Raw genomic sequence first — 20,942 nt, forward strand, 5'->3', positions numbered from 1 at the left:
GCCCGATGAAACTGACCGCATTACCCCTGCTCCTGGCGCCTTTTATGGCCAGCGCCCTTACCCAGCCACAACTGGACAAGATGGCCGCCGGTTTAGAGGTGCAATACCAAGTGCTGGCACAAAGTGGCGCCAAGGCCTGCGCCAAGGACCTGGGCGACGGCCACTGCTTTAAAGCGCGGCTGACCCTGACGCTGCCGTTTGACCAGCCCGACACCCACTGGCAGCTTTACTTGGGATTGGTTAACCCGGTGCAATCCTTTACCAGTGACAGCCTGGCCATTCGCCATCTCAATGGCGACCTGCACCAGATCACTCCCAAGGTCCCCTTTGAAAAGGGCCATCCCCTGCATATCGACTGGTACGCGAGTTTTTGGCAACTGAGCTATGGCGACAGCCTGCCCAACTTCTACCTGGCCGCCCCCGGGTTGAAACCGGCGCTGCTGGCCGCCACCCGCTCGGTGCCAGGCGCCGTGTTGCCTCATCAGGAGATGCCCTTTATCAAAGGCGAGCTGCCCCACAAACGCACCCTGGATGACGACACCCCGGTCGCAGACGCCAACTGGTATTACGGCCGCTACCCCGAGCCGGTGCCAGCCTCCGAAATCGCCTTGTTGCCAAACGCCGCCAAGGTGGTTGCCAAAGGCGGGCGTGTCAAAACCCATGGCTTTGCCCTTGATGCAAAGCTGGCGGCCCTGACCGGCTTGCCGGCAAGCCCTGATGGCCTTGCCGTTGCCACCCGCATTGAACCCGACCTTGGCAGCGAAGCCTATCAATTGAATATTGATAACAGCGGCGTGACCCTGGCAGCGGGCGATGAAGCGGGGCGCTTTTACGGCCTTGAAACCCTAAGCCAGCTCTTTGACGGCGCCAGCCTGCCGGTGGTGCATATCGAGGATGCGCCCCGCTACGGCTTTCGCGGTCTGCATCTCGACCTCGCCCGTAACTTTCTCGGTAAGGCCTTCGTGCTGCAACTGATAGAGGAAATGGCAGCCCTTAAACTCAACAAGCTGCACCTGCATCTCGCCGACGACGAAGGCTGGCGCCTGGCCATACCGGACCTGCCCGAGTTGACTGCCGTGGCCAGCAAGCGCTGCCACGACCTTAGCGAACGCCACTGCCTGCTGCCGATGTTGGGCGCAGGGCCAGTCAGCACCAGCCGTGACGGCTACCTGAGCGTGGCCGACTACCAGGACATCCTCAAAGCCGCCAAGGCTCGCCATATCGAGGTCATCCCGTCGCTGGACATGCCGGGGCACAGCCGCGCCGCCATCAAGGCCATGGAGGCCCGCTTCCAGGCAACCGGCGACAGCCAGTATCGGCTGGTGGAGCCGGCCGATAGCACCCGTTACCAGTCGGTGCAGTATTACAACGACAACACCCTCAACCCTTGCCTTGCCTCCACCTACGCCTTTACCGGCAAGGTGTTTAGCGCCCTTAAAGCCATTCACCAGCAAGCCGGTGTGCCGCTCAAGCGCTACCATATCGGCGCCGACGAGACCGCCGGCGCCTGGGCCGACTCCCCGGCCTGCCGGCAGCTGATAAAAGCGGGTAAGGTGGCCAATACCGGCCAGTTGCTGCCCTACTTTTTGGAAAAGGTAACAGCCCAGCTCGATAACCTGGGAATTGAAGCGGCGGCCTGGAGCGATGGCTTGGAAAAGGTGGCACGCGAGCACCTGCCGGCCCATGTGCAGGCCAATGTCTGGACCCCTCTTTACTGGGGCGGCGAAAAGGTGGCCCACCAGATGGCTAACGCCGGCTTTGACGTGGTGTACTCTTTCCCCGAGCTTACCTATTTTGATTTCCCAGCAGCGCCAGACCCACAGGAACCCGGTTACTACTGGGGCACCCGCTACCTCGATGCGGCCAAACTCTATGCCTTTATGCCTGATAAGCTGGCCGCCAATGCCAGCCAGTTCAAGGACCGCCAGCAGCATCCCTACCAGGCCGACCACTGGCCTTTGGAAAAGCCGCAAAACATCAAGGGCATCCAAGCCCAGCTCTGGAGCGAAACGGTGCGAAGCCCGGCCCAGGCCTGGTACCGGTTGCTGCCAAGGCTTGCCATCATGGCCGACAAAGCCTGGCACAAGGCGCCATGGGAGGCTTTGGAAGGTGACGCAAGGCAGCAAGGGGAAGCCGCAGGGTACGCCCAGCTATCGGCCACCATCTCCCGCCACTGGCTGGCCCGCTGGGACAAAAAAGCGCTGCCTTATCGCATCGGGCCGGTGGGGGCCGAAAAGAGAGGCAATACCTACAGGTTAAGGGCCACCCTGCCCGGTCTGACCATCCAGGTTAAACCCAAGGGGCAAGATAACTGGCAGAGCTGGCAACCGGGCATGGCGCTGAGCGCCCCCTTTGCCGCCAGGGCATTGACCAACACCGGCAGAGCGGGCCGGGCCATTTGGGTAAACCCGCAATGACCTTTTGATTAGCAACGCTTTTTAAGGGCCTGATGGCCCACAGAACACAGACCCCTTTTGGGACGCCATCGGCGAGTGGATGAGGTTTTAAATGACGTCTTTTGGCAACGAGCCACTATTTCTGGGTATCGACGGCGGCGGCAGCAAGTGCCGGGCCGTGCTGTACCGCAAGGACAGCGGCATTATCGGTGAGGGCCTGGCAGGCCCGGCCAACCCGGTACAGGGCCTGGAGCGGGCCCAGGATGCAGTATTGGCCTGCGCCAGCGCCGCCTTGAGCGACGCCGGCCTGTCTCAGTCGCAACTGGGCCATTTGATTGTTGGCGCGGGCCTGGCCGGGGTTAACGCTCCCCGCACCCGCGCCGCCATGCTGTCTTGGCAGCATCCCTTTGCCCAGTTCTATCTCACCACCGATCTGCACATTGCCAGCCTCGGCGCCCACGACGGCACTGATGGCGCGGTGATCATCACCGGCACCGGCTCCAGCGGTTTTTCCCAATGCGCCGGGCAGCAACGCTTTTTGGGCGGCCACGGCTTTCCCCTTGGCGACAAAGCCGGCGGCGCTTGGCTAGGGCTTGCTGCCGTGCAGGCAGCGCTGCTGGCCCTGGATAACCTCGGCCCCGCTACCTCCCTGAGCCAAGCGGTACTGGCCAAGACCCACAGCCAGGACAGCACCGCCCTGATGGACCAATTTTGCGGCCAACCCTCGGCTCCTTATGGCCAATTGGCGGCCCTGGTCTTTGATGAAGCCGCCAAAGGCGATGCCGTGGCCAAGGCCATTGTCGCCGACGGCGCCGGTTACCTGAGCAACATGGTGCTGCAACTGACCGAACTTGGCCCCATCAAGGTGGCCTTTATCGGTGGCCTGGGCGGCATCTGGCAGCCCTGGTTGTCGGACGCGGCCAAGGCCCGTATTACCCCGGCCCTGCAGGGCCCCGAAGTGGGCGCGGTGATCTACGCCCAGCAGCGTTACACAGGAGAGCACGCCCCATGACCACCCTGATGGCCGCCGAAGCGCGGGAAAGCGCCCAGCGCATTGCCGAACAACTGAGCCACAACCAGACCCTGGCCACCATGCTTGGCGAACGGATCCGCAAGCTCAAACCGCAGTTGGTGATGATGGTGGGCCGGGGGTCGTCTGACCATGCCGGGGTCTTTGCCAAGTACCTGATTGAAATAGAAACCGGCGTGCCGGTGGCGGCTTCGGCGCCGTCGGTAACCAGCGTTTACGGCCGCACCTTGCAGCTCGCGGGCGCCCTGGTACTGGTGATTTCCCAAAGCGGCCGCAGCCCCGACATCCTGGCCCAGGCCGAAGCGGCCAAAGCAGCCGGCGCCTTTGTGGTGGCCCTGGTTAACGACGAAAGCTCGCCCCTGGCGGAGCTGGCTGATGCAGTGCTGCCCCTCAAAGCCGGCCCGGAAAAGGCGGTGGCCGCCACCAAAAGCTATCTCACCACGCTGTCGGCCATCGCCCAATTGGTGGCAGCCTGGACCAAAAATAACGACCTGGAGGCGGCCCTTGCCAAGCTGCCTCAAGCCTTGGACAGGGTGTGCAAGGAGCCGGCGCAACTGCACAAAGACAGCCTGGCCGGTGTTGGCCACGGCATCGTGCTGGGCCGGGGGCTCGGCTACGCCATAAGCCGGGAAGTGGCACTCAAACTCAAGGAAGTGTGCGGCATTCAGGCCGAGGCCTTTTCCAGCGCCGAGTTCCTCCATGGCCCGGTGACCCTCGCCTCCAAACCGCTGACGGTGATCGATTTGCATATCGACGACGAGTCCGCCGCCAACCACAGCAGCCAGATAGCCGACGTGAAAAGCCGCGGCGCGCACATCCTGCCGATGCGGGTGTTGGCAAGCGACGTGCACCCACGCCTCGCTCCCCTTTGCCTGCTGCAACGCTTTTACCTGGATATCGCCGAGATTGCGGTGGCCATGGGTCTCAACCCCGACGCCCCAGCCGGCCTTAACAAAGTAACGAGGACCCTCTGATGGCCAGCCAGCACTATCTGGCCAGGCGGCTTTTTGACGGCTGGCATTGGCACGAGAACCGCACCATCAGCGTTGAAAATGGCGTTATCGCAGGGTTTTCCCTGGTAGACGACAGCGCCGCCACAGTGCTGGAGGGCACCCTGGTGCCCGGCTTTATCGATGTGCAGGTCAATGGCGGTGGCGGCGTGCTCTTTAACCAGACCCCGACCCTCGCCTGCCTGGACACCATGGTGGCGGCCCACGCCCGCTTTGGTACCACCGCCATGCTGCCCACCCTTATCACCGACGACATCCACAAGATGGCCCAGGCGGCAGACGCGGTGGCCGAAGCCCTTGCCCGCCAGCGCCCCGGCATCATCGGTATCCACTTTGAGGGCCCGCACCTTTCGCTGCCGAAAAAGGGCATCCACAAGGCCCAGCATATTCGCCGCCTAAGTGGCGCCGAAATGGCTCTTTATTGCCGCACCGACCTGGGAGTACGAGTGGTGACGGTGGCCCCGGAGAACCTGCACCCGGACGATATCCGCGCCCTGGTGGCTGCCGGGGTTAAGGTCTGCCTTGGCCATTCGGACGCCGATTTTGACCTGGTGCAGCAAGCCCTCGCCGCCGGCGCCAGCGGCTTTACCCACCTTTTTAACGCCATGTCGCAGCTGGGTTCGCGCCAGCCAGGCATGGTAGGGGCGGCCCTGACCGGCAATGGGGTGTGCGGCATCATCCTTGACGGCCACCACCTGCACCCGGCCTGCGCCCGCCTGGCCTACCTCGCCAAAGGCGCCCAGGGGCTGATGCTGGTCACCGACGCCATGGCCGCGGTGGGCAGCAGCGCCAGCGAATTTGCGTACTTCGACGACACCCTTTATCGCCAGGGTGACCGCCTCACCGACAAGGACGGTCGGCTGGCTGGCTCGGCGCTAGACATGGCAAGCGCCGTGCGTAACGCCATGGCCCAGATGCATATCGCCCAAGACCAGGCCCTGGCCATGGCCAGCCGCACCCCGGCGCAGTTTCTTGGCCTTGCCGACAGGGGCCTTCTAGAGCCCGGCAAGCAAGCCGACATGGTGCTCTTGGATGACCAAGGGCAAGTCAGCGCCAGTTGGATAGCCGGCAAGCAGGCCTGGCCCCAGCCCTGAGCCCGGATTTTTACGCAGCAGCACATCAAGGAAGCAACCGATGGAAACAACAATGAGTGCATCAGAACAACAACGCAGCAGCCTGATGCCGATGGCAATCATTGGCACTCTGTTTTTTATCTTCGGCTTTATCACCTGGCTTAACGGCGCGTTAATCCCTTTTTTGCAGATCGTCTGCGATCTGAGCAGTACCCAGTCGCTGTTTGTGGCCTTCTCCTTCTACATCGCCTACACGGTGATGGCCCTGCCCATGGCCTGGCTGCTGGAACGCACCGGCTATAAAAAGGGCATGAGCCTGGGACTGGCCTTTATCGCCATCGGCTGTCTGGGCTTTATTCCTGCCGCCCTGGAGCAGACCTTCGCCATCTTTTTACTGTCGCAGTTTGTGGTGGGCACGGGTTTGACCATATTGCAGACCGCCTCCAATCCCTACATTGTGCACATAGGCCCGCAGCAAAGTGCGGCGGCGCGGATCTCGGTGATGGGCCTGTTGAACAAAGGGGCCGGGGTGGCAGCGCCCTTGATCTTCACCGCCCTGGTGCTGGGGGATTTTGAAGGCATTACTGCCAAAACCGTGGCCGAGATGGCCCCGGCCGCCCGTATCGAACATATCCAGGCCCTGTCCCATGGCTTGATAGCGCCCTACCTGGGTATGGCCATTGCCCTGGCGGTGCTGGCGGTGGCGCTGAAGTTCTCGCCGCTGCCGGAACTGCAAATCGAATCGTCCCAGGAAGAGTTGAAAAACCAGGGCGGCAAAAGCTCGGTATTGCAGTTCCCGCAGCTGGTGCTGGGGGCCATTACCCTCTTTTTCTACGTGGGGGTAGAGGTGATCGCCGGCGACACCATCGGCCTGTTGGGCTCCAAGCTGGGGGTGGCCAATGCCACCTCCCTAACCTCCTTTACCATGGCCTTTATGGTGATGGGTTACCTGCTGGGCCTGGTGCTTATTCCAAGGCTGATAAGCCAGGCCAAGGCGCTGGCCATCTCGGCGGTACTGGGGCTGGTATTGGCGCTGTCGGTGGTGATGAGTGACCCTGGCCATCAGTGGGTGTCGGCGCTGGTGTGGGGCTGGCTTGGCTTGCCGCTGCTGCCCAATACCGTGGCCCTGGTGGCGCTGCTGGGTTTTGCCAACGCCCTGGTGTGGCCGGCGGTCTGGCCCTTGGCCCTGGAAGGCCTGGGGAAATTTACCGCCCGCGGCTCGGCGCTGCTGATCATGGGGATTGCTGGTGGCGCCGTGCTGCCGCTGCTGTACGGGGTGCTGTCGGACCTGATGAGTAACCAGCGCGCCTACCTACTGATGCTGCCCTGTTACCTGTTCATCTTTTACTTTGCGGTGGCGGGCCATAAAAAACGCCGCTGGTAACCACCTTGCCGCCATGGACCTTGTCGTTCTCTCTGTTAGCCCGGTGTTCCCGGGCTTTTTTTATGGCGTATGCGCGGCCATTCCAGCAGGCTGCCGTCCTGGCGGCGGATAAGCTCCTCTTCGCTCATGGGCGGCCCCAGCAGCAGGCCCTGACCCATGTCGCAGCCCATCAGTTGCAGCCATTGCAGCTGCTGGTCGGTTTCGATGCCCTCGGCCACCACCTTGCCTCCTAACTCATGCACCAGGGTAATAAGGCTTTTGACGATATGCTCGGTGGCGCCGTCCTTGCCCAGCTCCTGGGTAAAGCTCTTGTCCACCTTGACCACATCGAAGGGCAGTTTGTGCAGATAACTCAGTGACGAGTAACCAGTGCCGAAGTCGTCGATGGCGATGTCCACCCCCAGGCGCTTGAGGCTGTGCAGGGAGGTCAGTGCGTGTTGAAAGTGATCCACCAGGCTCGACTCGGTCACTTCCAGCTCCAACATGGCAGGGTTGATACTGTGGCGCTTGAGCGCCGCCTCCACAAAGGTGGGCAGGCTGGCGTCGAGAAACTGCCGGCAAGCCAGATTTACCGCCAGCCGGCATTCTTTGCCGTCCCGGGCACGGGCTCGGCTCAGCATCGACAAAGCCTCCTCGATAACCCAGTAGCCCAGCTCGATGATCCTGTCGGTATTTTCCAGCTGCGGAATAAAAGCCTGGGGCATCACCAGCCCCCGCAGCGGGTGGTGCCAGCGGATCAAGGCCTCAAAGCCAGCGGCGGTGCCATCGGCCAGCCAGTACTTGGGCTGCAGGTAGAGCTCAAACTGTTGCAGCTTGAGGGCTTGGTCCAAATCCCGCTCCAATTCCAGGCGGCTTTGCAGGCGGTTTTGCATGGCGTCGTTGAAAAAGCTTTGCGACAGTCCTTTTTCCTTGGCGTGGTGCAGCGCTAAGTCGGCCCGGCGCAGCAGTTCAGGGGCGCTCAGCACTTCGTCTTTGGCCAGCGCTACCCCCAGCACCGCCGCTATCTGGCAGTGCATGCCGGCTTTAATCACCGGCGGCTCCAGGTGCCAATGAAGCTGTTGAAGCAGCAGTTGCAGCCGCTCCTTTTCCCGATAACGCATCAGCACCACGAACTTGTCGCCACTAAAACGGCCCAGGCCATGACAGGCACCGGCCACCTCTTTGAGTCGATTGGCCACCTCTTTTAGCAGCAGATCGCCTTTGTCGTACCCGAGGCTGTCGTTGATGGCTTTGAACTGCTGGATATCCACAAATACCACCGCCAGGGTTTCGCCCTCGGCGTATTCCAGTAGCAGGGCGATTTTTTCTTCCAGGTAATGGCGGTTGGCAAGGCCGGTGAGCTCGTCAAAGCGCAGCCGGTATTCCAGTAGCTCCACCTGGCTTTGCAACTGGCTATTGATGTGTTGTAAATGGCCAGAGAGCTTGAAGGTGTCTTCCCCCAGTTGGTCCAGCTCGTCGCGAAACCAGTTTGCTTGCGGCGGCTGCACTTTTTGCGGCTCTTCTGCCAGCCAACCCAGTTGCTGGCGATGCAGCGCCAGGCGCTGCACCAGTTGCCATACCCACCAGGCCAACAGCACGCACACCACCAGCACCAGCGGGATCCCAAACCACAGCAGCAGTGCCCTTTGCTGCCGGTAACCGGCTTGGAGGGCGCGCACGTCTTTGGCTACCAACAGGCCCCCTACCGGCATATGTGCCAGCGGTTGCCACCACAGCAGCCATTGGCCCAGTTGGCGCTGGTCGTCAGTGGGCCTTTCCTGGCCAAGGGCCGAGAGCATGGGGGCAAAACCCGGGGTCGTGGCCGACTCGGCAATGCCCATGCCCCAAACCCGGTCGCCGCCGCCTGGGCGCAGCAGCAGTAGCTCCAGGCCCAGTTCCTGATGCAGTCCTTCCAACAACGGCGCCAGCGGCAACAACAGCCCAAGACGGGTGTCTTTATCCACACTTAAGGTCAGAAGCTGCATGCAGCGCTGGCGGCACACCAGGTGGCTACCATCCTGGCCTTGTGGCCACAGGGCGCTGTCCCCCAAGGCAACCAGCACCTCTTGATGCTGGCGCAGCACCAACCCTTGCCAATTGCGGCTGCGCTGCAAGGCCGGCCACTGCTGGGCCAGGATAGCGGCCAACACCACCGGATCGTTGCCGCTGCGCTCAACCCACCCTTCCAGCAGTAGGGCTGCCTCCTGGCGCCGGGCGGCCAGGCGGGCGCTCAATTGCGTGGCAAGGGTGCCTTCAACCTGCTGGCGATCGGCGTCAAGATAGGCTTGCTCGGCGCTGCGCTGCCACAACCAAAGACCCAGAAACAGCAGTACTGTTACCGGTACCATCACCAGCAGCAACTTGAGATAAAGACCGAGAAAAGGCCTGCGGATAGAGGCCACCGGGGCGGGGACAGGCCTGACACTTGGCACGGTGCTCATGCCTCCCTGGCATGGTGAAATCCGTTTTTGAGTATAGCCGGTGCTATACTGCGCGCCTTGCTTTCACGAGGCCCGTCATGCTTTCCAACATCAGCCAGTTATTGCTGCGCAATCAAGACCATTTTGCCCAGCACAGTCTCCTTGTCTGCCAGTCTCCCCGCGACAACCTGGCCCAGCAGTGGGAAGGTGGCCCCCTTTATACCCACCATACCGATTTTGTTGCCTGGCAGATGGCGGAGCGCGCCTTGGGAGAAAAAGCCCTGTTTGCCCCAGCGCCGACCGGCGTCGAGGTGGACCAAGCGCTGCTGGCCATGCCCAAAAGCAAGGACGAAGCGCGGATGCTGCTGGCAGCCCTAGCGGCCCTGCTGCCGGTGGGCGGTAAATTGCTGCTAGCCGGCGAGAACAAGTCCGGCATTAAATCGGCGGTGAAGTTGCTGGAGCCTTACGGCGAGCCGGTGAAAATCGACAGCGCTCGCCATTGCAGCCTATTTGAAGTGGAGCTGACCGAAAAGGCCCCGGCGTTTAACCTGGCCGACTGGCAACAGACCTTCGAGCTGACCGTTGCCGGCGAAAACCTCAAGGTGGTGAGCCTGCCAGGGGTGTTTAGCCACGGCGAGCTGGACAGCGCCACGGCGCTGCTGCTTGAAGCCCTGCCTCGGGTGAAAAGCGGCCGGTTACTGGATTTTGGCTGCGGCGCTGGCATCATCGGCAGCTATCTTGCTAAAAAAGCCCCCGACGCCCAAGTAGAAATGCTGGATGTTTCGGCGCTCGCCATCGCCGCCTCCGAGCTGACCCTCAAGGCCAACGGTATCGAGAACGCCAAGGTAACTGCCTCCAATGGCCTTAGCGCTCTTACCGGCCGTTTCCACCAAATCATCACCAACCCGCCCTTTCATACTGGGGTAGGCACCGACTACAGCGCCACCGAGCAGCTGCTGGCCGAGGCCCCCAAACGGCTGATACAAGGGGGCGATCTGGTGCTGGTGGCCAACCGCTTCTTGAAGTACGAGCCGCTGCTGGCGGCCGGCTTTAACAACAAGGTGGACACCCTGGCTCAAAGCAACAAATTCAAGGTGCTCTACTGCCGGGGTTCGGGCCGTTAAAAAGCCCTTGATCTTTTTGGGTGCATAGCTAGAATGCTCCTCCACAACGCAGATGTGGCGGAATTGGTAGACGCGCTAGCTTCAGGTGTTAGTGACCTCTGGTCGTGGGAGTTCAAGTCTCCCCATCTGCACCACCTTCGAAAAACCCGGCTTAGGCCGGGTTTTTTATTGCCTCAATGACCCATTGCTCAGCTTTCGCGCAAACGGGCGCCAGCCGTTAAAAAAACCGTTGACGGAGCAGTCTGGATGGGTAGAATGCCTCCCCGTGGAAAGCGAAGCTTCCCACCACAATTTGGTGTGCAGATGTGGCGGAATTGGTAGACGCGCTAGCTTCAGGTGTTAGTGACCTCTGGTCGTGGGAGTTCAAGTCTCCCCATCTGCACCAACAGATTTTAAGACCTCGAATCATTCGAGGTTTTTTTAGCCCGGAACAAGGCGTAAAACGGTTCGACAATTTGCAGATGTGGCGGAATTGGTAGACGCGCTAGCTTCAGGTGTTAGTGACCTCTGGTCGTGGGAGTTCAAGTCTCCCCATCTGCACCACCTTCGAAAAGGTCGGCTTTTTAGCCGGCCTTTTTTCGTCTAAGCTGGCGCCATGGAGCAGCTTGAATTCTTCGCCATCCCCTCCCCCTGTATCGGGGTCTGCCAGGCAGACAACCGTGGTTATTGCCTGGGCTGCCTGCGCTCGCGGGACGAGCGGTTCGGCTGGAACGCCATGAACGACGCCGAAAAACGCAAAGTCATCGAGCTGTGCCAGCAGCGCAAAAAAAGACGGGCCCTCAAGGCCCGCCTGCAACAAGACGACGATCTTTAAAGGTTCTCCTCCGCAAAGGACGCCAACCGGCTCCGCACTACCCCATCCAAATACACGTTGGCCGACCCAGGGAAATCCTTGAACCGTTCCACTATGTAAGTGAGGCCCGAGGTCACCGGGCTTAAGTAGTTGGAGTCAATCTGCGCCAGGTTGCCCGAGCAGATCATCTTGGTGCCCTCGCCACAGCGGGTGAGGATGGTTTTAAGCTGACTGGCGGTGAGATTCTGGCTCTCGTCAATCAGCACGATGGCGTTCTGGATAGAGCGCCCGCGCATGAAGTTCACCGATTTGAACTGGATATTGGCCTTGTCCATGATGTATTGCAGGCTGCCGGACGGGTGCGCGTCGGAGCCGTGCAGCACTTCCAGGGTGTCGGTAATAGCCGCCAGCCACGGCAGCATTTTCTCTTCCTCGGTGCCCGGCAAAAAGCCGATGCTCTCGGCTATCTCCGGGGTGTTACGGGTCACAATCACCTTGTCGTACTGGCCCCGCTCTATCACCATTTCCAGCGCCGCGGCCATGGCCAGCAGGGTTTTACCGGAGCCGGCCGGGCCGGTGAGCATCACCAAGTCCAAACTTGGGTCCATCAACGCATGCAGGGCCAAGCCCTGGTAGATGTTTTTGGGGGATATCCCCCAGGCGTGCTGGGCCATCAGCCGGTCATAGCCGAGATCCAGCAGTTTGACTTGCTTGTCGCCGTGCTCTTGCACCCGGCCGACAAACTCGTGGCTGTCGTCGAGGATGTATTCGTTGGTGTAGAGGTTCTCCAGCACCCCGGCAGCGATGGTCTGGATGGTGTCGCGGCCCTGAGTCTGGCTTTCAACTTTGCCCACTTTGTCCCACAACCGCCCTTCCACTTCCTGGTAGCCCTTGGCCAGGTAGCGGATGTCGTCCACCAGCTGATCGGTGCGGTAGTCTTCCACATGGCGAAGGCCGGCACCCTTGGCCTTGAGCCGCATGTTGATGTCTTTGGTCACCAGCACCACTTTGGTGGGGGCCTTTTCCTTTTGCAGGTGCAGGGCAGCGTTAATTATCTTGTTGTCCGCCTCCGACCCCGGCACATGGGCCAGTTCGCCTTTGATTTCGTGGTCGGGGTAGATGGAGATGTGGCCGCGGTTGCCTTCCAGGTCTTGGCTTGGCAAGGGCACACCGGCGGCGATTTCTTCGGGGCTGGTATTTTTAAAGACATCGTCCAGGGCCCGGATCGCGGCGCGGGCATCTCTGGAAATGTCGCTACGTCTGTCCTTGATGTTGTCCAGTTCTTCCAGAACCGTCATCGGGATCAGTACGTCATGTTCGTCAAAGGAGTAGATGGCGAGGGGTTCGTGCAGCAGGATGTTGGTATCAAGGATGTAGACTTTTCTTTCGTCTGGAGCCATAGCGCTCTCCCTAACTGAACGGCCAAAGAAGGTGCAATCTCACCTCAATGTCACTTTAACCATAGTTGGCGGCAAAAGGGGAGACCAAGATCAAGGCTTATCGCTTTTGCCTAGGCTTTAGGTCTTGGGTAACATACGCCGCCTTCTTCGCCTTCGGAGCTATTTGATGTCACTCGCCCTTGGCCAACGTTTTATTGCCGACGCTGAATCCGAGCTGGGTTTGGGTACCGTGGTTGCCATTGACAACCGCACCCTGACCGTCCTTTTCCCCGCCAGTGGCGAAACCCGCCTTTACAGTAAAACCGAGGCCCCCATCACTCGGGTCACCTTCCGCGAAGGTGATGCGGTTAAAAGCCACGAAGGCTGGACCCTGACCGTCGAGCAGATAGAAGAAGAAAAAGACCTGCTCACCTATATCGGTATCCGCCAAGACAACGGCGAGCAAACCGCCCTGCGCGAAACCTTTATCGACGGCACCATCCAGCTCAACAAACCCCAGGACCGCCTCTTTGCCGGCCAACTGGACCGCACCGACTGGTTTACCCTGCGCTACCAGACCCTGGAGCAGATGCACCAGTTGTCGCAGAGCCCACTGCGTGGCCTGATTGGCGCCCGCATGGACCTTATCCCCCACCAGCTTTATATCGCCGAGGAAGTGGGCAACCGCCAGGCGCCCCGGGTATTGCTGGCCGACGAAGTGGGCCTGGGTAAAACCGTGGAAGCAGGCATGATAATCCACCAGCAGCTGCGCGCCGGCTTTGCCGAGCGGGTGTTGTTGCTGCTGCCGGAAAACCTGATGCACCAGTGGCTGGTGGAAATGCGCCGCCGCTTTAACCTGCAGTTCGCCCTCTTTGACGAAAGCCGTCTCGAAGAAGCCGAGCACGACGCCGACAACCCCTTCGACACCGCCCAACTGGTGATGGTGAGTCTGGAGCTGATTGCCAAGCGCAAAACCCGTTTTGACCAGTTGCTGGAAGCGGACTGGGACATGCTGGTAGTGGACGAAGCCCATCACTTGGCCTGGGAAGAAGACAAACCCAGCCGCGAATACCAGGTGGTAGAAGCCCTGGCCGAATCCATTCCCTCGGTGCTGCTGCTCACCGCCACCCCGGACCAGCTTGGCCACCAGAGCCACTTTGCCCGGCTGCGCCTCTTGGACGGTGAGCGCTTCCACGACTATGAAGCCTTCTGCGAAGAAGAAGCCCAGTACAAGCCCCTGGCCCAGGTGGCCCAGAAGCTACTGGACAACCAACCTCTCGATACCGACGACAAAGCCAAGGTGGCCGCCTGGGGCGACGACCTACTGGCGCTCGCCGACGGCAGCGACAGCGACCGCAAAAAGCTGGTCTCGGCGCTGATTGACCGCCACGGCACCAGCCGGGTGCTGCTGCGTAACACCCGCGCCGCGGTGCAGGGTTTCCCCGGCCGTGAGCTGATCAGCGAGGCCCTGGCCCTGCCCGACGCCTACGCCACCGCCATCCGCGTCGGTAAGATGATGAGCGGCCGCAAAGCCGAGGCCGAGAAGCTCGAAGAGCAGCTCAACCCCGAGCTTATCTACCAGGCCTTTGAAGGCGACGAAGGCAACAGCTGGTGCCAGCACGACCCACGGGTGCAGTGGCTGGTTAAACACCTCAAGCACAACAACAACGAAAAAGTGGTGCTGATTGCCCACAGCCGCCGCCAGGTGCAGGCCATCAACGATTACCTGCGGGAAAAACACGGCATTCAAGCCGCCGTGTTCCACGAAGATTTGTCGATCATCGAGCGTGACCGCGCTGCGGTGTTCTTTGCAGACGAAGACGGCGCACAGATTCTGCTGTGCTCCGAGATTGGCTCTGAAGGGCGCAACTTCCAGTTTGCTCACCAATTGGTGCTGTTTGACCTGCCTCTGAACCCGGATTTGCTGGAGCAGCGCATCGGCCGCCTGGACCGTATTGGCCAGGAGCGGGTGGTGAAGATTTACGTGCCGCACCTGGCGGCCTCTGCCCAGCAAAAGCTGGTGGACTGGTATCACCAGGGCCTGAACGCCTTCGAATCCACCTGCCCGGTGGGCGGCGCCGTGTTCGAAGCCCAGCAGCAAGCCCTGACTGCAGCGCTGTTAAGCGAAGAAGCCGATGCCATGGGCGAGCTGATTAGCGAGGCCAGCGATCGTCGCCAGGCGCTGATGGCGGAAATGGAAGCCGGCCGCGACCGCCTGCTGGAGCTGGCCTCCCAAGGCGCTGGCCGGGGCGACAAGCTGGCCACCGACATCGCGGTATTGGATTACGATCCAAAACTCCCCATCTTCCTGACCCAGGTGCTGGACGTGTTCGGTGTCGACCAGGAAGACCTGGACGACTACACCCAGCTGCTGCGCCCCGGTGAGCGCATGCTGACCAGCCTGCCGGGCCTTGATGAAGAAGGGATACAAACCACCTTCGACCGCGAATATGCCCTGAGCCGCGACAACGTGCAGTTTTTGAGCTGGGATCACCCCTTGGTGCTGGAAGCCATGGATGCAGTGCTGACCGGCGACATGGGTAACGCCTCGGTGGCACTTTTGAAGAACAAGGCGCTGCCGGCCGGCACCACCTTTGTGGAGCTGGTGTTTACCACCCAGCATCAGGCGCCCAAAGAGTTGCAGCTGGACCGTTACCTGCCGCTGACGCCGCTGCGCATGCTGCTGGATAAAACCGGTAAGGATCTGGCGCCCAAGGTGCCCTTTGACAACTTCAACCGCCAGCTGACCCCCATCAAGCGCCACACCGCCTCCAAACTGGCGGTGGCCTCCCAGGAGCTTATTCATACCCTCATCCGCCAGGCTGAAGCGGAAGTGGCGCCACAGCTCGACACCCTGGTGGCCAAGGCCCAGGACGGCATTGCCCAGCATCTGGGTGGTGAGCTGGCACGGCTCAAGGCACTCAAAGCGGTGAACGACAGCATCCGTGATGACGAAATCACCGCCCTGGAGACCCGCCAGGCCAGCTTGCTCAAGCACATCGGCGATGCCGCCTTGCGCCTGGACATGGTGCGCCTTATCGTGGTGGTGAACGAGTAACCCAAAGGCCATTTATGAAGCGCTGTTTGCTCCTGCTGATACTCCTGCCCCTGGCAGCCAAGGCCGAGGAGCCGCAGCGCTTCATTCCAGTGGGTGAGCCCAAGGCCGAATTGGTGGCCAGCGGCACCCTGCCGCCGCCCCTGCCCAAGGCCCTGGCCGCCGATGGCCTGAGTGTCGAACTCTACTCCGCGCTACCCAAAGACAACTGGCAACCCAAGCCAGAGCAAGTGCTGCTGACCTCAAACGGCGCCTTGTTCAAAGCCTGCCAGGAAGGGCCCTACAAGGCCTGTATCTTCCTCAACGCCCAATACCGCCCAGACGCCATTGCCAAACCCACCTTGGACTTGGTCAACGCCCCGCGTTTGCCGCTGGAAGGAGATATGGCGCTTCGGCAAAAGCTGCTGCCGGCCCAACCGGACAGCCGCTTTTACGCCTTGGCGCTGCGGGAGAATACCCCGGGAGAGAGCCAGGAGCTTGCCACCATCATCAGTGGCTGGCTCGAGGCATTGAAGAAAAAAGGCCCCGGACTTAGCCCTTCTGCGCCTTGATTTGCTGGTAGGCGGCCTGGATGGCCTGGGTCCGCTCTTTGGCCAGTTCCATCATCTCCGGCGGCAGGCCCTTGGCCATCAGTTTATCGGGATGATGTTCGGCCATGGCCTTTTTGTAAGCACGGCGCACCGCCTGCATGTCGGCGTCCGGGCTCAAGCCCAGTAACTCGTAAGCCTGGTTGAGCTGAGCGTAACGGGATTGCTCCGGCGCTTGGGTGAATGCCTGGCCGGCCTTGGCCATGCGAATAAGGCTATCGAGCATCCGCTCCGGTAGCCCCAAGCATTTACGCACCCGCTCCAACACCCGGCGCTCTTCGGCCTGCAACTGGCCGTCGGCCAGGGCCAGGGCGACTTGGATCTCCATAAACAGCTGGATAAGGTCGCGCTGGCCGCCAAGGGCTTCACGCAGGGCCTGCACCGCCGCTTCAAGGGGATAACCGGCGGATTTTCCTTCGCGAAAGGCCTCTTGGGCGGCGCGGCGTTTCTCGCCACTCAGATGCAGCCTGTCCATCAGCGCGCTGGCGGCGGCAATGTCCTCTTCACGGACCCGGCCCTTGGCCTTGGCCAAATGCCCCATCACCGCAAAGCTGGTGTGAAAGTACAAGGTTTCGCGGCCTGCCTCGTCCAGGCGGTGCCAGTGTTTGCCAAAACCGGCGCCGTTAAAATCCCGCTTCAGAGCCTTGTCAAACCACCAGCCAACGATAAACCCAAGAATGGCGCCCGGCAGACGGGCAAAGGCAAGGCCAAGCAGCAAGCCGACGATACGTCCCCACATGATTACGCCTTGTCCTCCAGATAATGATTAAGCGCCTCAAGGCGCGCCGGGGTGCCCACATCCTGCCAGTAGCCACCGTAATGAAGGCCGCCTAGCCGCCCCTCATCAGCCCATTGGCGCAGCAGTGGCCCAAGGGCGCCGTACCCCTCGGCCAGGCCTGCAAAAAGCGCGGTATCCAACAGGGCGATACCGGCATAGGTGTAGTGGCGAGGTGCGTTGACCACCCACCCGTCGATGAGGCCAAAATCGCCATCGGGGTGCTGCGGCGGGTTATCCACCAGCAGCAGGGTTGGCGCCTTGGCGGCCATCAGCCGGGTCACATCGGCGTCGCAATAAACATCGCCATTGACCAGCAAAAAAGGCCCGCTGCCCAGCATTGGCAGCGCCCGGCGGATGCCGCCGGCGGTTTCCAGGGCCTCGCCCTCGTGGGAGTAATCAATGCACATGCCAAAGGCGCTGCCGTCTCCCAACGCCTTGGGGAGCTGCTCGCCAAGCCAGGCGGTGTTAATCGCCACCTCTTTGATGCCAGCAGCGGCCAGGCGCTCAAGGTGATGAACGATAAGCGGCTTTCCACCGGCCACCAGCAAGGGTTTTGGGGTGTGGTCAGTCAGGGGGCGCATCCGCTCGCCGCGGCCGGCGGCCAGGATCATTGCCTTCATGAGATTTGCTCCAATAGGCTGACCAGCGGGGCAAGCTCCGGGTAGTGGCGCGCCACTCGCAGCAGTTTTTGCCGGGTGGACTCGAGATCGCCAAGGTAGCCCGACTTTCCGTCCTGATAATGCAGACGGCAAAAGATACCGAGGATCTTGAGTTGACGTAGGATACCGGTGAGATCGAACCAGCGCCGAAAGAGCGCCGCATCGTCTGTATACTGCTGCTGGCCAAAGGCCTGGGCAATCAAACGCTCTTCTTCTTCAGTGCTGAGCGACACGTAGCTGTCGCGCACTAAAGACACCGCATCGTAGGTCAGCGGCAGGCGCTGGATGTCCTGAAAATCAATCACCGCCAGGGCGTCGCCAACTCGATGCAGGTTGCGGCCATGGTAGTCACGATGGGCCGGCACCAGGGGCTGGGCGAAAAAGTTGGCAAACAGGGACTGAAAAACCCCGTCCAGGCTGGCACAATCGACCTTTAAACCAAGATGCCTGCCCAGGTACCAATCCTGGAACAGGTCGCGCTTGCGCTGCACAAAGGGCTGGCCCGCTGCTGTTAAAGGCAGGTTAAGCTGCTGAAGTTTTGCGATAATACAGACAGCCCGGCCATACCAGAGCGGCCGCTCGGCCTCACTCAGGCCCGCCAGCTGCGTATCGCCAAGGTCCGGCAGCAGCATCCAGGTGTCTTGGGTGGCCAAGGGCTTTGGTACCAGAATGCCTTGTTCGTCCAGCGCCTTGGCCAGGCGCATAAAGGCGTCGCGCTGGGCCAGTTCATCGGCCTGGTAGGCCACAACGATGGCGGTGCCGCCGTCAAAGCTAAGCCGCCAGTAGCGGCGGCTGCCAGCGTCGCCAGTCAGGGCGACCAGGCTGGCATCTTTGCAGCCCAGTTGGCTGCAAGCCCATGATTTCAGGGCATCGACAGGAATATCTCGCATAGTGGCGGCCACTATAGCTCAATAGCCCGAGCGGGAAAATTGCATTATGATTCGCCTCTCGGATAAATCGGCCGAGAGGGCCAACAGAGCGAGAGCGACATGGGAAGGAGCGTGACTAAAGTCCGCCATTGGTTGCTGTTATCAGCTGTTGCTGCCAGTGTCAGCCAGGCCCTGGCAGCAGAACAAGAATTCGGCAAGACCTGCCAACCGCCCCCGCTTCCGGTAAAAAGCAGCGAGGGCCAGGACATCAAACCCCTGAATGAATCCGCGATCCAGGCCACCGCCAAAGAAACGGTGATCCAGGGCCAGGATTCTGCGCTCCTCAAGGGGAACGTCAAAATCAACCAGGGCGGCCGGGAGCTCAGCGCCGATGAAGCCCTGCTTGACCGCAAAAACAACCGCATCAAGGCCAAAGGCACCGTCAGTTTTAATGATGGCCGCTTGCATCTAAGCAGTGACTCTTTGGATGCCCACACCGACGAAAACCGGGCTGACCTCGAATCGGTTACTTATAAGCTGCTTGGCACCAATGCCCGCGGCAGCGCCAAGAAGCTGCATGTGTCTCAGGACGACGGCATGACCCTGGAAGGCGGTAACTTCACCACCTGCCCGGCGGACGACCCGGCCTGGGCCATCGATGCCAATGAGATCCATGTCGACCCGGATGAAGGCTGGGGCGAGGCCTGGGGCGCCAAATTCCGCCTCTACGATGTGCCGGTCTTTTATTTTCCTTACTTAAGCTTCCCGGTGTCTGGGGAGCGTAAAAGCGGCCTGCTCTACCCCACTTTCACCTCCAGTGACAAGCGGGGGTTGGAGTATGCCCAGCCCATTTACTGGAATATTGCCCCCAATCTCGACGCCACCATTACTCCCAGGTACATGTCTTACCGGGGCACCCAGCTCAATACCCAATTCCGCTACCTGGTGGGCGATGACGACCTCGGCCAGTTCAACATCGAATATCTGCCCAATGACCGTAAGTTCGCGGGTGCCGACGACACCCGCTATTTGTTCAACTGGCAGCACAGCGGCAAGGCCGACGAGCACTGGCGCTACAACGCCGATTACACCACCCTCAGCGACGATGCCTACTTTGTCGATATGGACTCGAAGATGGGCTCGTCTACCGACACCCAGATCACCCGCACTGGCAGCGTGGCTTATCTTTCTTACGGTTGGAACTTCCTGGCCGAGGTGAAAGATTTCGAGGTGCTGGGGGACTACCCCGAACCTTACAAGGTGGTGCCGCGCCTGGAATTGTCTCGGGATGACACCAACTTCTGGAACGGTCTGGATTTCAGCTTCTACTCGGAGTTGTCGTCTTTCGATAACAACGACAACACCCAGCCCACGGCCGAGCGTTTGCACCTGGAGCCCACTATCTCCTTCCCGCTCAACAGCCCGGCCGGTAACCTGACTACCGAGCTTAAGCTCTACCAGACTTTCTACGAGCAGCACGATCCGACCCGCCGTCTCAACGACAGCGTGTCTCGGACCTTGCCGCAGTTGCGGGTATACGGGCAGCTGAACTTCGAGCGACAATTGGAGCTGGCCGGGCGCAACTACCGCCAGACCCTGGAACCGCAGTTCCAGTACCTGTACATTCCCAAGGAAGACCAAAGCGACATCGGCCTGTACGACACCACCCTCTTAGGCGAGGACTACCACGCCCTGTTCCGCAACCGCCGCTATTCGGGTCTGGACCGGATAACCGATGCCAACCAGGTGACCCTGGGTGTTACCAGCCGCATCTTCGACCAGAAGAACCAGGAGCGGATGCGGGTGTCCATCGGCCAGATCTTCTACCTGCGCGATGCCACTGTGGGGCTTGAGAACGATGTGGGTCAGGTCACTAACTCCACCTCGGCCCTGGCCGGTGAAATTGACCTGCGGGTTGATAAGAACTGGAGCCTTTCCAGTAACATTCTTTACGACACCGACACCGGAAAAACCAACAAAGGGAACTTCCGGGTCGATTACAGGGTCAGTGATGACAAGCTGGTCCAGTTTACCCACCGTTATGTCCGTGACATTTCCGACGGGGTGAACATCGATCAGGCAGGCATCAGCGGTGCCTGGGCTGTGAATTCCAACTGGAAGGTGTTTGCCTCTCACTATGAAGACCTTAACTTGCACCGCGCTGAAGAAACCTATGGTGGTTTCGAGTATGAAGCCTGCTGTTTTGCCGTTAGGGTAACGGCCAGGCGCCACCTGAACACCATTTTGTCGAACAGCATCGAGTTTGCCGGTCAGCCTACCTATGAAAACAGCATCAGCTTTGAGTTTATTTTCAAAGGCTTGGGCGGGCATGGCACCAGCGGCGACCAACTATTAAGCAAAGGGCTTTTCAGCTATCGTGAGCCCTATAACCTGAGTTACTGATCC

General features: G+C 60.6%; 15 protein-coding genes and 3 tRNA genes. 13 read left to right on the forward strand and 5 right to left on the reverse strand.

Going from position 1 to position 20,942, the window contains the following annotated elements; all coding sequences use genetic code 11:
* The first annotated feature begins 5 nt into the window (after window positions 1-5).
* From EDC28_RS01955 to EDC28_RS01975, 5 genes are all read left to right on the forward strand, one after another.
* On the forward strand, window positions 6-2,417 hold the full coding sequence (locus tag EDC28_RS01955) for a family 20 glycosylhydrolase (RefSeq protein WP_123420483.1): 2,412 nt from the start codon (window positions 6-8) through the stop codon (window positions 2,415-2,417).
* A gap of 91 nt (window positions 2,418-2,508) precedes the next feature.
* Complete coding sequence (locus EDC28_RS01960; RefSeq protein WP_050659166.1) at window positions 2,509-3,408, forward strand: glucosamine kinase nucleotide-binding domain-containing protein; 900 nt, start codon at window positions 2,509-2,511, stop codon at window positions 3,406-3,408.
* On the forward strand, window positions 3,405-4,400 hold the full coding sequence (gene nagB-II / locus EDC28_RS01965) for a glucosamine-6-phosphate deaminase NagB-II (RefSeq protein ID WP_050659165.1): 996 nt from the start codon (window positions 3,405-3,407) through the stop codon (window positions 4,398-4,400). The genes EDC28_RS01960 and nagB-II overlap by 4 nt, the downstream gene beginning before the upstream one ends.
* Entirely contained in the window at window positions 4,400-5,530 is a 1,131-nt protein-coding gene (nagA, locus tag EDC28_RS01970) for an N-acetylglucosamine-6-phosphate deacetylase (protein ID WP_123420484.1), read from the forward strand. The genes nagB-II and nagA overlap by 1 nt, the downstream gene beginning before the upstream one ends.
* Before the next feature lie 52 nt (window positions 5,531-5,582).
* Window positions 5,583-6,893, forward strand: coding sequence for a sugar MFS transporter (locus tag EDC28_RS01975; RefSeq protein ID WP_244946524.1), 1,311 nt, complete (start codon window positions 5,583-5,585; stop codon window positions 6,891-6,893).
* A 35-nt stretch (window positions 6,894-6,928) separates the two neighbouring features.
* Here EDC28_RS01975 and EDC28_RS01980 read toward each other — a convergent pair whose 3' ends face one another.
* Window positions 6,929-9,313, reverse strand: a complete 2,385-nt coding sequence (locus EDC28_RS01980) for a putative bifunctional diguanylate cyclase/phosphodiesterase (protein ID WP_123420486.1) — start codon at window positions 9,311-9,313, stop codon at window positions 6,929-6,931.
* Between the two features lie 77 nt (window positions 9,314-9,390).
* Between EDC28_RS01980 and EDC28_RS01985 the strand changes: the two genes are divergently transcribed.
* From EDC28_RS01985 to EDC28_RS02005, 5 genes are all read left to right on the forward strand, one after another.
* Window positions 9,391-10,416: a methyltransferase gene (locus EDC28_RS01985; RefSeq protein WP_170163997.1), complete on the forward strand. Its 1,026-nt coding sequence runs from the start codon at window positions 9,391-9,393 to the stop codon at window positions 10,414-10,416.
* Window positions 10,417-10,464: 48 nt separating this feature from the next.
* A tRNA-Leu gene (locus EDC28_RS01990) sits at window positions 10,465-10,550 on the forward strand.
* 165 nt (window positions 10,551-10,715) lie between these two features.
* Window positions 10,716-10,801 (forward strand) — tRNA-Leu (locus EDC28_RS01995).
* A gap of 72 nt (window positions 10,802-10,873) precedes the next feature.
* Window positions 10,874-10,959: transfer RNA gene (locus EDC28_RS02000), tRNA-Leu, on the forward strand.
* 52 nt (window positions 10,960-11,011) lie between these two features.
* The gene (locus EDC28_RS02005) at window positions 11,012-11,230 is read left to right on the forward strand and encodes a DUF1289 domain-containing protein (protein WP_050659160.1); all 219 of its coding nucleotides are present in this window, start codon (window positions 11,012-11,014) and stop codon (window positions 11,228-11,230) included.
* Here the strand turns inward: EDC28_RS02005 and EDC28_RS02010 are convergent.
* Window positions 11,227-12,609: a PhoH family protein gene (locus tag EDC28_RS02010; RefSeq protein WP_050659159.1), complete on the reverse strand. Its 1,383-nt coding sequence runs from the start codon at window positions 12,607-12,609 to the stop codon at window positions 11,227-11,229. The two genes, EDC28_RS02005 and EDC28_RS02010, sit on opposite strands and share 4 nt — an antisense overlap.
* Before the next feature lie 166 nt (window positions 12,610-12,775).
* On the opposite strand from EDC28_RS02010, the gene rapA reads away from it, so the two are divergent.
* Together rapA and EDC28_RS02020 are read left to right on the forward strand one after the other, a co-directional pair.
* The gene (rapA, locus tag EDC28_RS02015; protein WP_123420488.1) at window positions 12,776-15,646 is read left to right on the forward strand and encodes an RNA polymerase-associated protein RapA; all 2,871 of its coding nucleotides are present in this window, start codon (window positions 12,776-12,778) and stop codon (window positions 15,644-15,646) included.
* A 26-nt stretch (window positions 15,647-15,672) separates the two neighbouring features.
* On the forward strand, window positions 15,673-16,194 hold the full coding sequence (locus EDC28_RS02020) for a hypothetical protein (RefSeq protein WP_211355711.1): 522 nt from the start codon (window positions 15,673-15,675) through the stop codon (window positions 16,192-16,194).
* Here the strand turns inward: EDC28_RS02020 and djlA are convergent.
* The 3 genes from djlA to EDC28_RS02035 are packed head-to-tail and all read right to left on the reverse strand — an operon-like array spanning window position 16,175 to window position 18,557.
* Window positions 16,175-16,969: a co-chaperone DjlA gene (gene djlA, locus EDC28_RS02025; RefSeq protein WP_123420490.1), complete on the reverse strand. Its 795-nt coding sequence runs from the start codon at window positions 16,967-16,969 to the stop codon at window positions 16,175-16,177. The genes EDC28_RS02020 and djlA overlap by 20 nt on opposite strands.
* A 2-nt stretch (window positions 16,970-16,971) precedes the next feature.
* Complete coding sequence (gene murU, locus EDC28_RS02030; protein WP_123420491.1) at window positions 16,972-17,628, reverse strand: N-acetylmuramate alpha-1-phosphate uridylyltransferase MurU; 657 nt, start codon at window positions 17,626-17,628, stop codon at window positions 16,972-16,974.
* The gene (locus EDC28_RS02035) at window positions 17,625-18,557 is read right to left on the reverse strand and encodes an aminoglycoside phosphotransferase family protein (protein ID WP_123420492.1); all 933 of its coding nucleotides are present in this window, start codon (window positions 18,555-18,557) and stop codon (window positions 17,625-17,627) included. The genes murU and EDC28_RS02035 overlap by 4 nt, the downstream gene beginning before the upstream one ends.
* A gap of 111 nt (window positions 18,558-18,668) precedes the next feature.
* Here EDC28_RS02035 and lptD point away from each other — a divergent pair, with 111 nt between their 5' ends.
* Window positions 18,669-20,939 (forward strand): LPS assembly protein LptD, encoded by a 2,271-nt coding sequence (gene lptD, locus EDC28_RS02040; protein WP_170163998.1) that lies wholly within the window; start codon window positions 18,669-18,671, stop codon window positions 20,937-20,939.
* Window positions 20,940-20,942 lie beyond the last annotated feature (3 nt).

Source organism: Gallaecimonas pentaromativorans (assembly GCF_003751625.1).
Classification (GTDB): Bacteria; Pseudomonadota; Gammaproteobacteria; order Enterobacterales; family Gallaecimonadaceae; genus Gallaecimonas; species Gallaecimonas pentaromativorans.

What these genes read in the sequence shown, in the direction of transcription:
- EDC28_RS01955 (WP_123420483.1), top strand. Translation starts at nt 6, where the DNA reads ATGAAACTGACCGCATTACCCCTGCTCCTGGCGCCTTTTATGGCCAGC.
- EDC28_RS01960 (WP_050659166.1), top strand. Translation starts at nt 2,509, where the DNA reads ATGACGTCTTTTGGCAACGAGCCACTATTTCTGGGTATCGACGGCGGC.
- nagB-II (WP_050659165.1), top strand. Translation starts at nt 3,405, where the DNA reads ATGACCACCCTGATGGCCGCCGAAGCGCGGGAAAGCGCCCAGCGCATT.
- nagA (WP_123420484.1), top strand. Translation starts at nt 4,400, where the DNA reads ATGGCCAGCCAGCACTATCTGGCCAGGCGGCTTTTTGACGGCTGGCAT.
- EDC28_RS01975 (WP_244946524.1), top strand. Translation starts at nt 5,583, where the DNA reads ATGAGTGCATCAGAACAACAACGCAGCAGCCTGATGCCGATGGCAATC.
- EDC28_RS01980 (WP_123420486.1), bottom strand. Translation starts at nt 9,313, where the DNA reads ATGAGCACCGTGCCAAGTGTCAGGCCTGTCCCCGCCCCGGTGGCCTCT.
- EDC28_RS01985 (WP_170163997.1), top strand. Translation starts at nt 9,391, where the DNA reads ATGCTTTCCAACATCAGCCAGTTATTGCTGCGCAATCAAGACCATTTT.
- EDC28_RS02005 (WP_050659160.1), top strand. Translation starts at nt 11,012, where the DNA reads ATGGAGCAGCTTGAATTCTTCGCCATCCCCTCCCCCTGTATCGGGGTC.
- EDC28_RS02010 (WP_050659159.1), bottom strand. Translation starts at nt 12,609, where the DNA reads ATGGCTCCAGACGAAAGAAAAGTCTACATCCTTGATACCAACATCCTG.
- rapA (WP_123420488.1), top strand. Translation starts at nt 12,776, where the DNA reads ATGTCACTCGCCCTTGGCCAACGTTTTATTGCCGACGCTGAATCCGAG.
- djlA (WP_123420490.1), bottom strand. Translation starts at nt 16,969, where the DNA reads ATGTGGGGACGTATCGTCGGCTTGCTGCTTGGCCTTGCCTTTGCCCGT.
- murU (WP_123420491.1), bottom strand. Translation starts at nt 17,628, where the DNA reads ATGAAGGCAATGATCCTGGCCGCCGGCCGCGGCGAGCGGATGCGCCCC.
- EDC28_RS02035 (WP_123420492.1), bottom strand. Translation starts at nt 18,557, where the DNA reads ATGCGAGATATTCCTGTCGATGCCCTGAAATCATGGGCTTGCAGCCAA.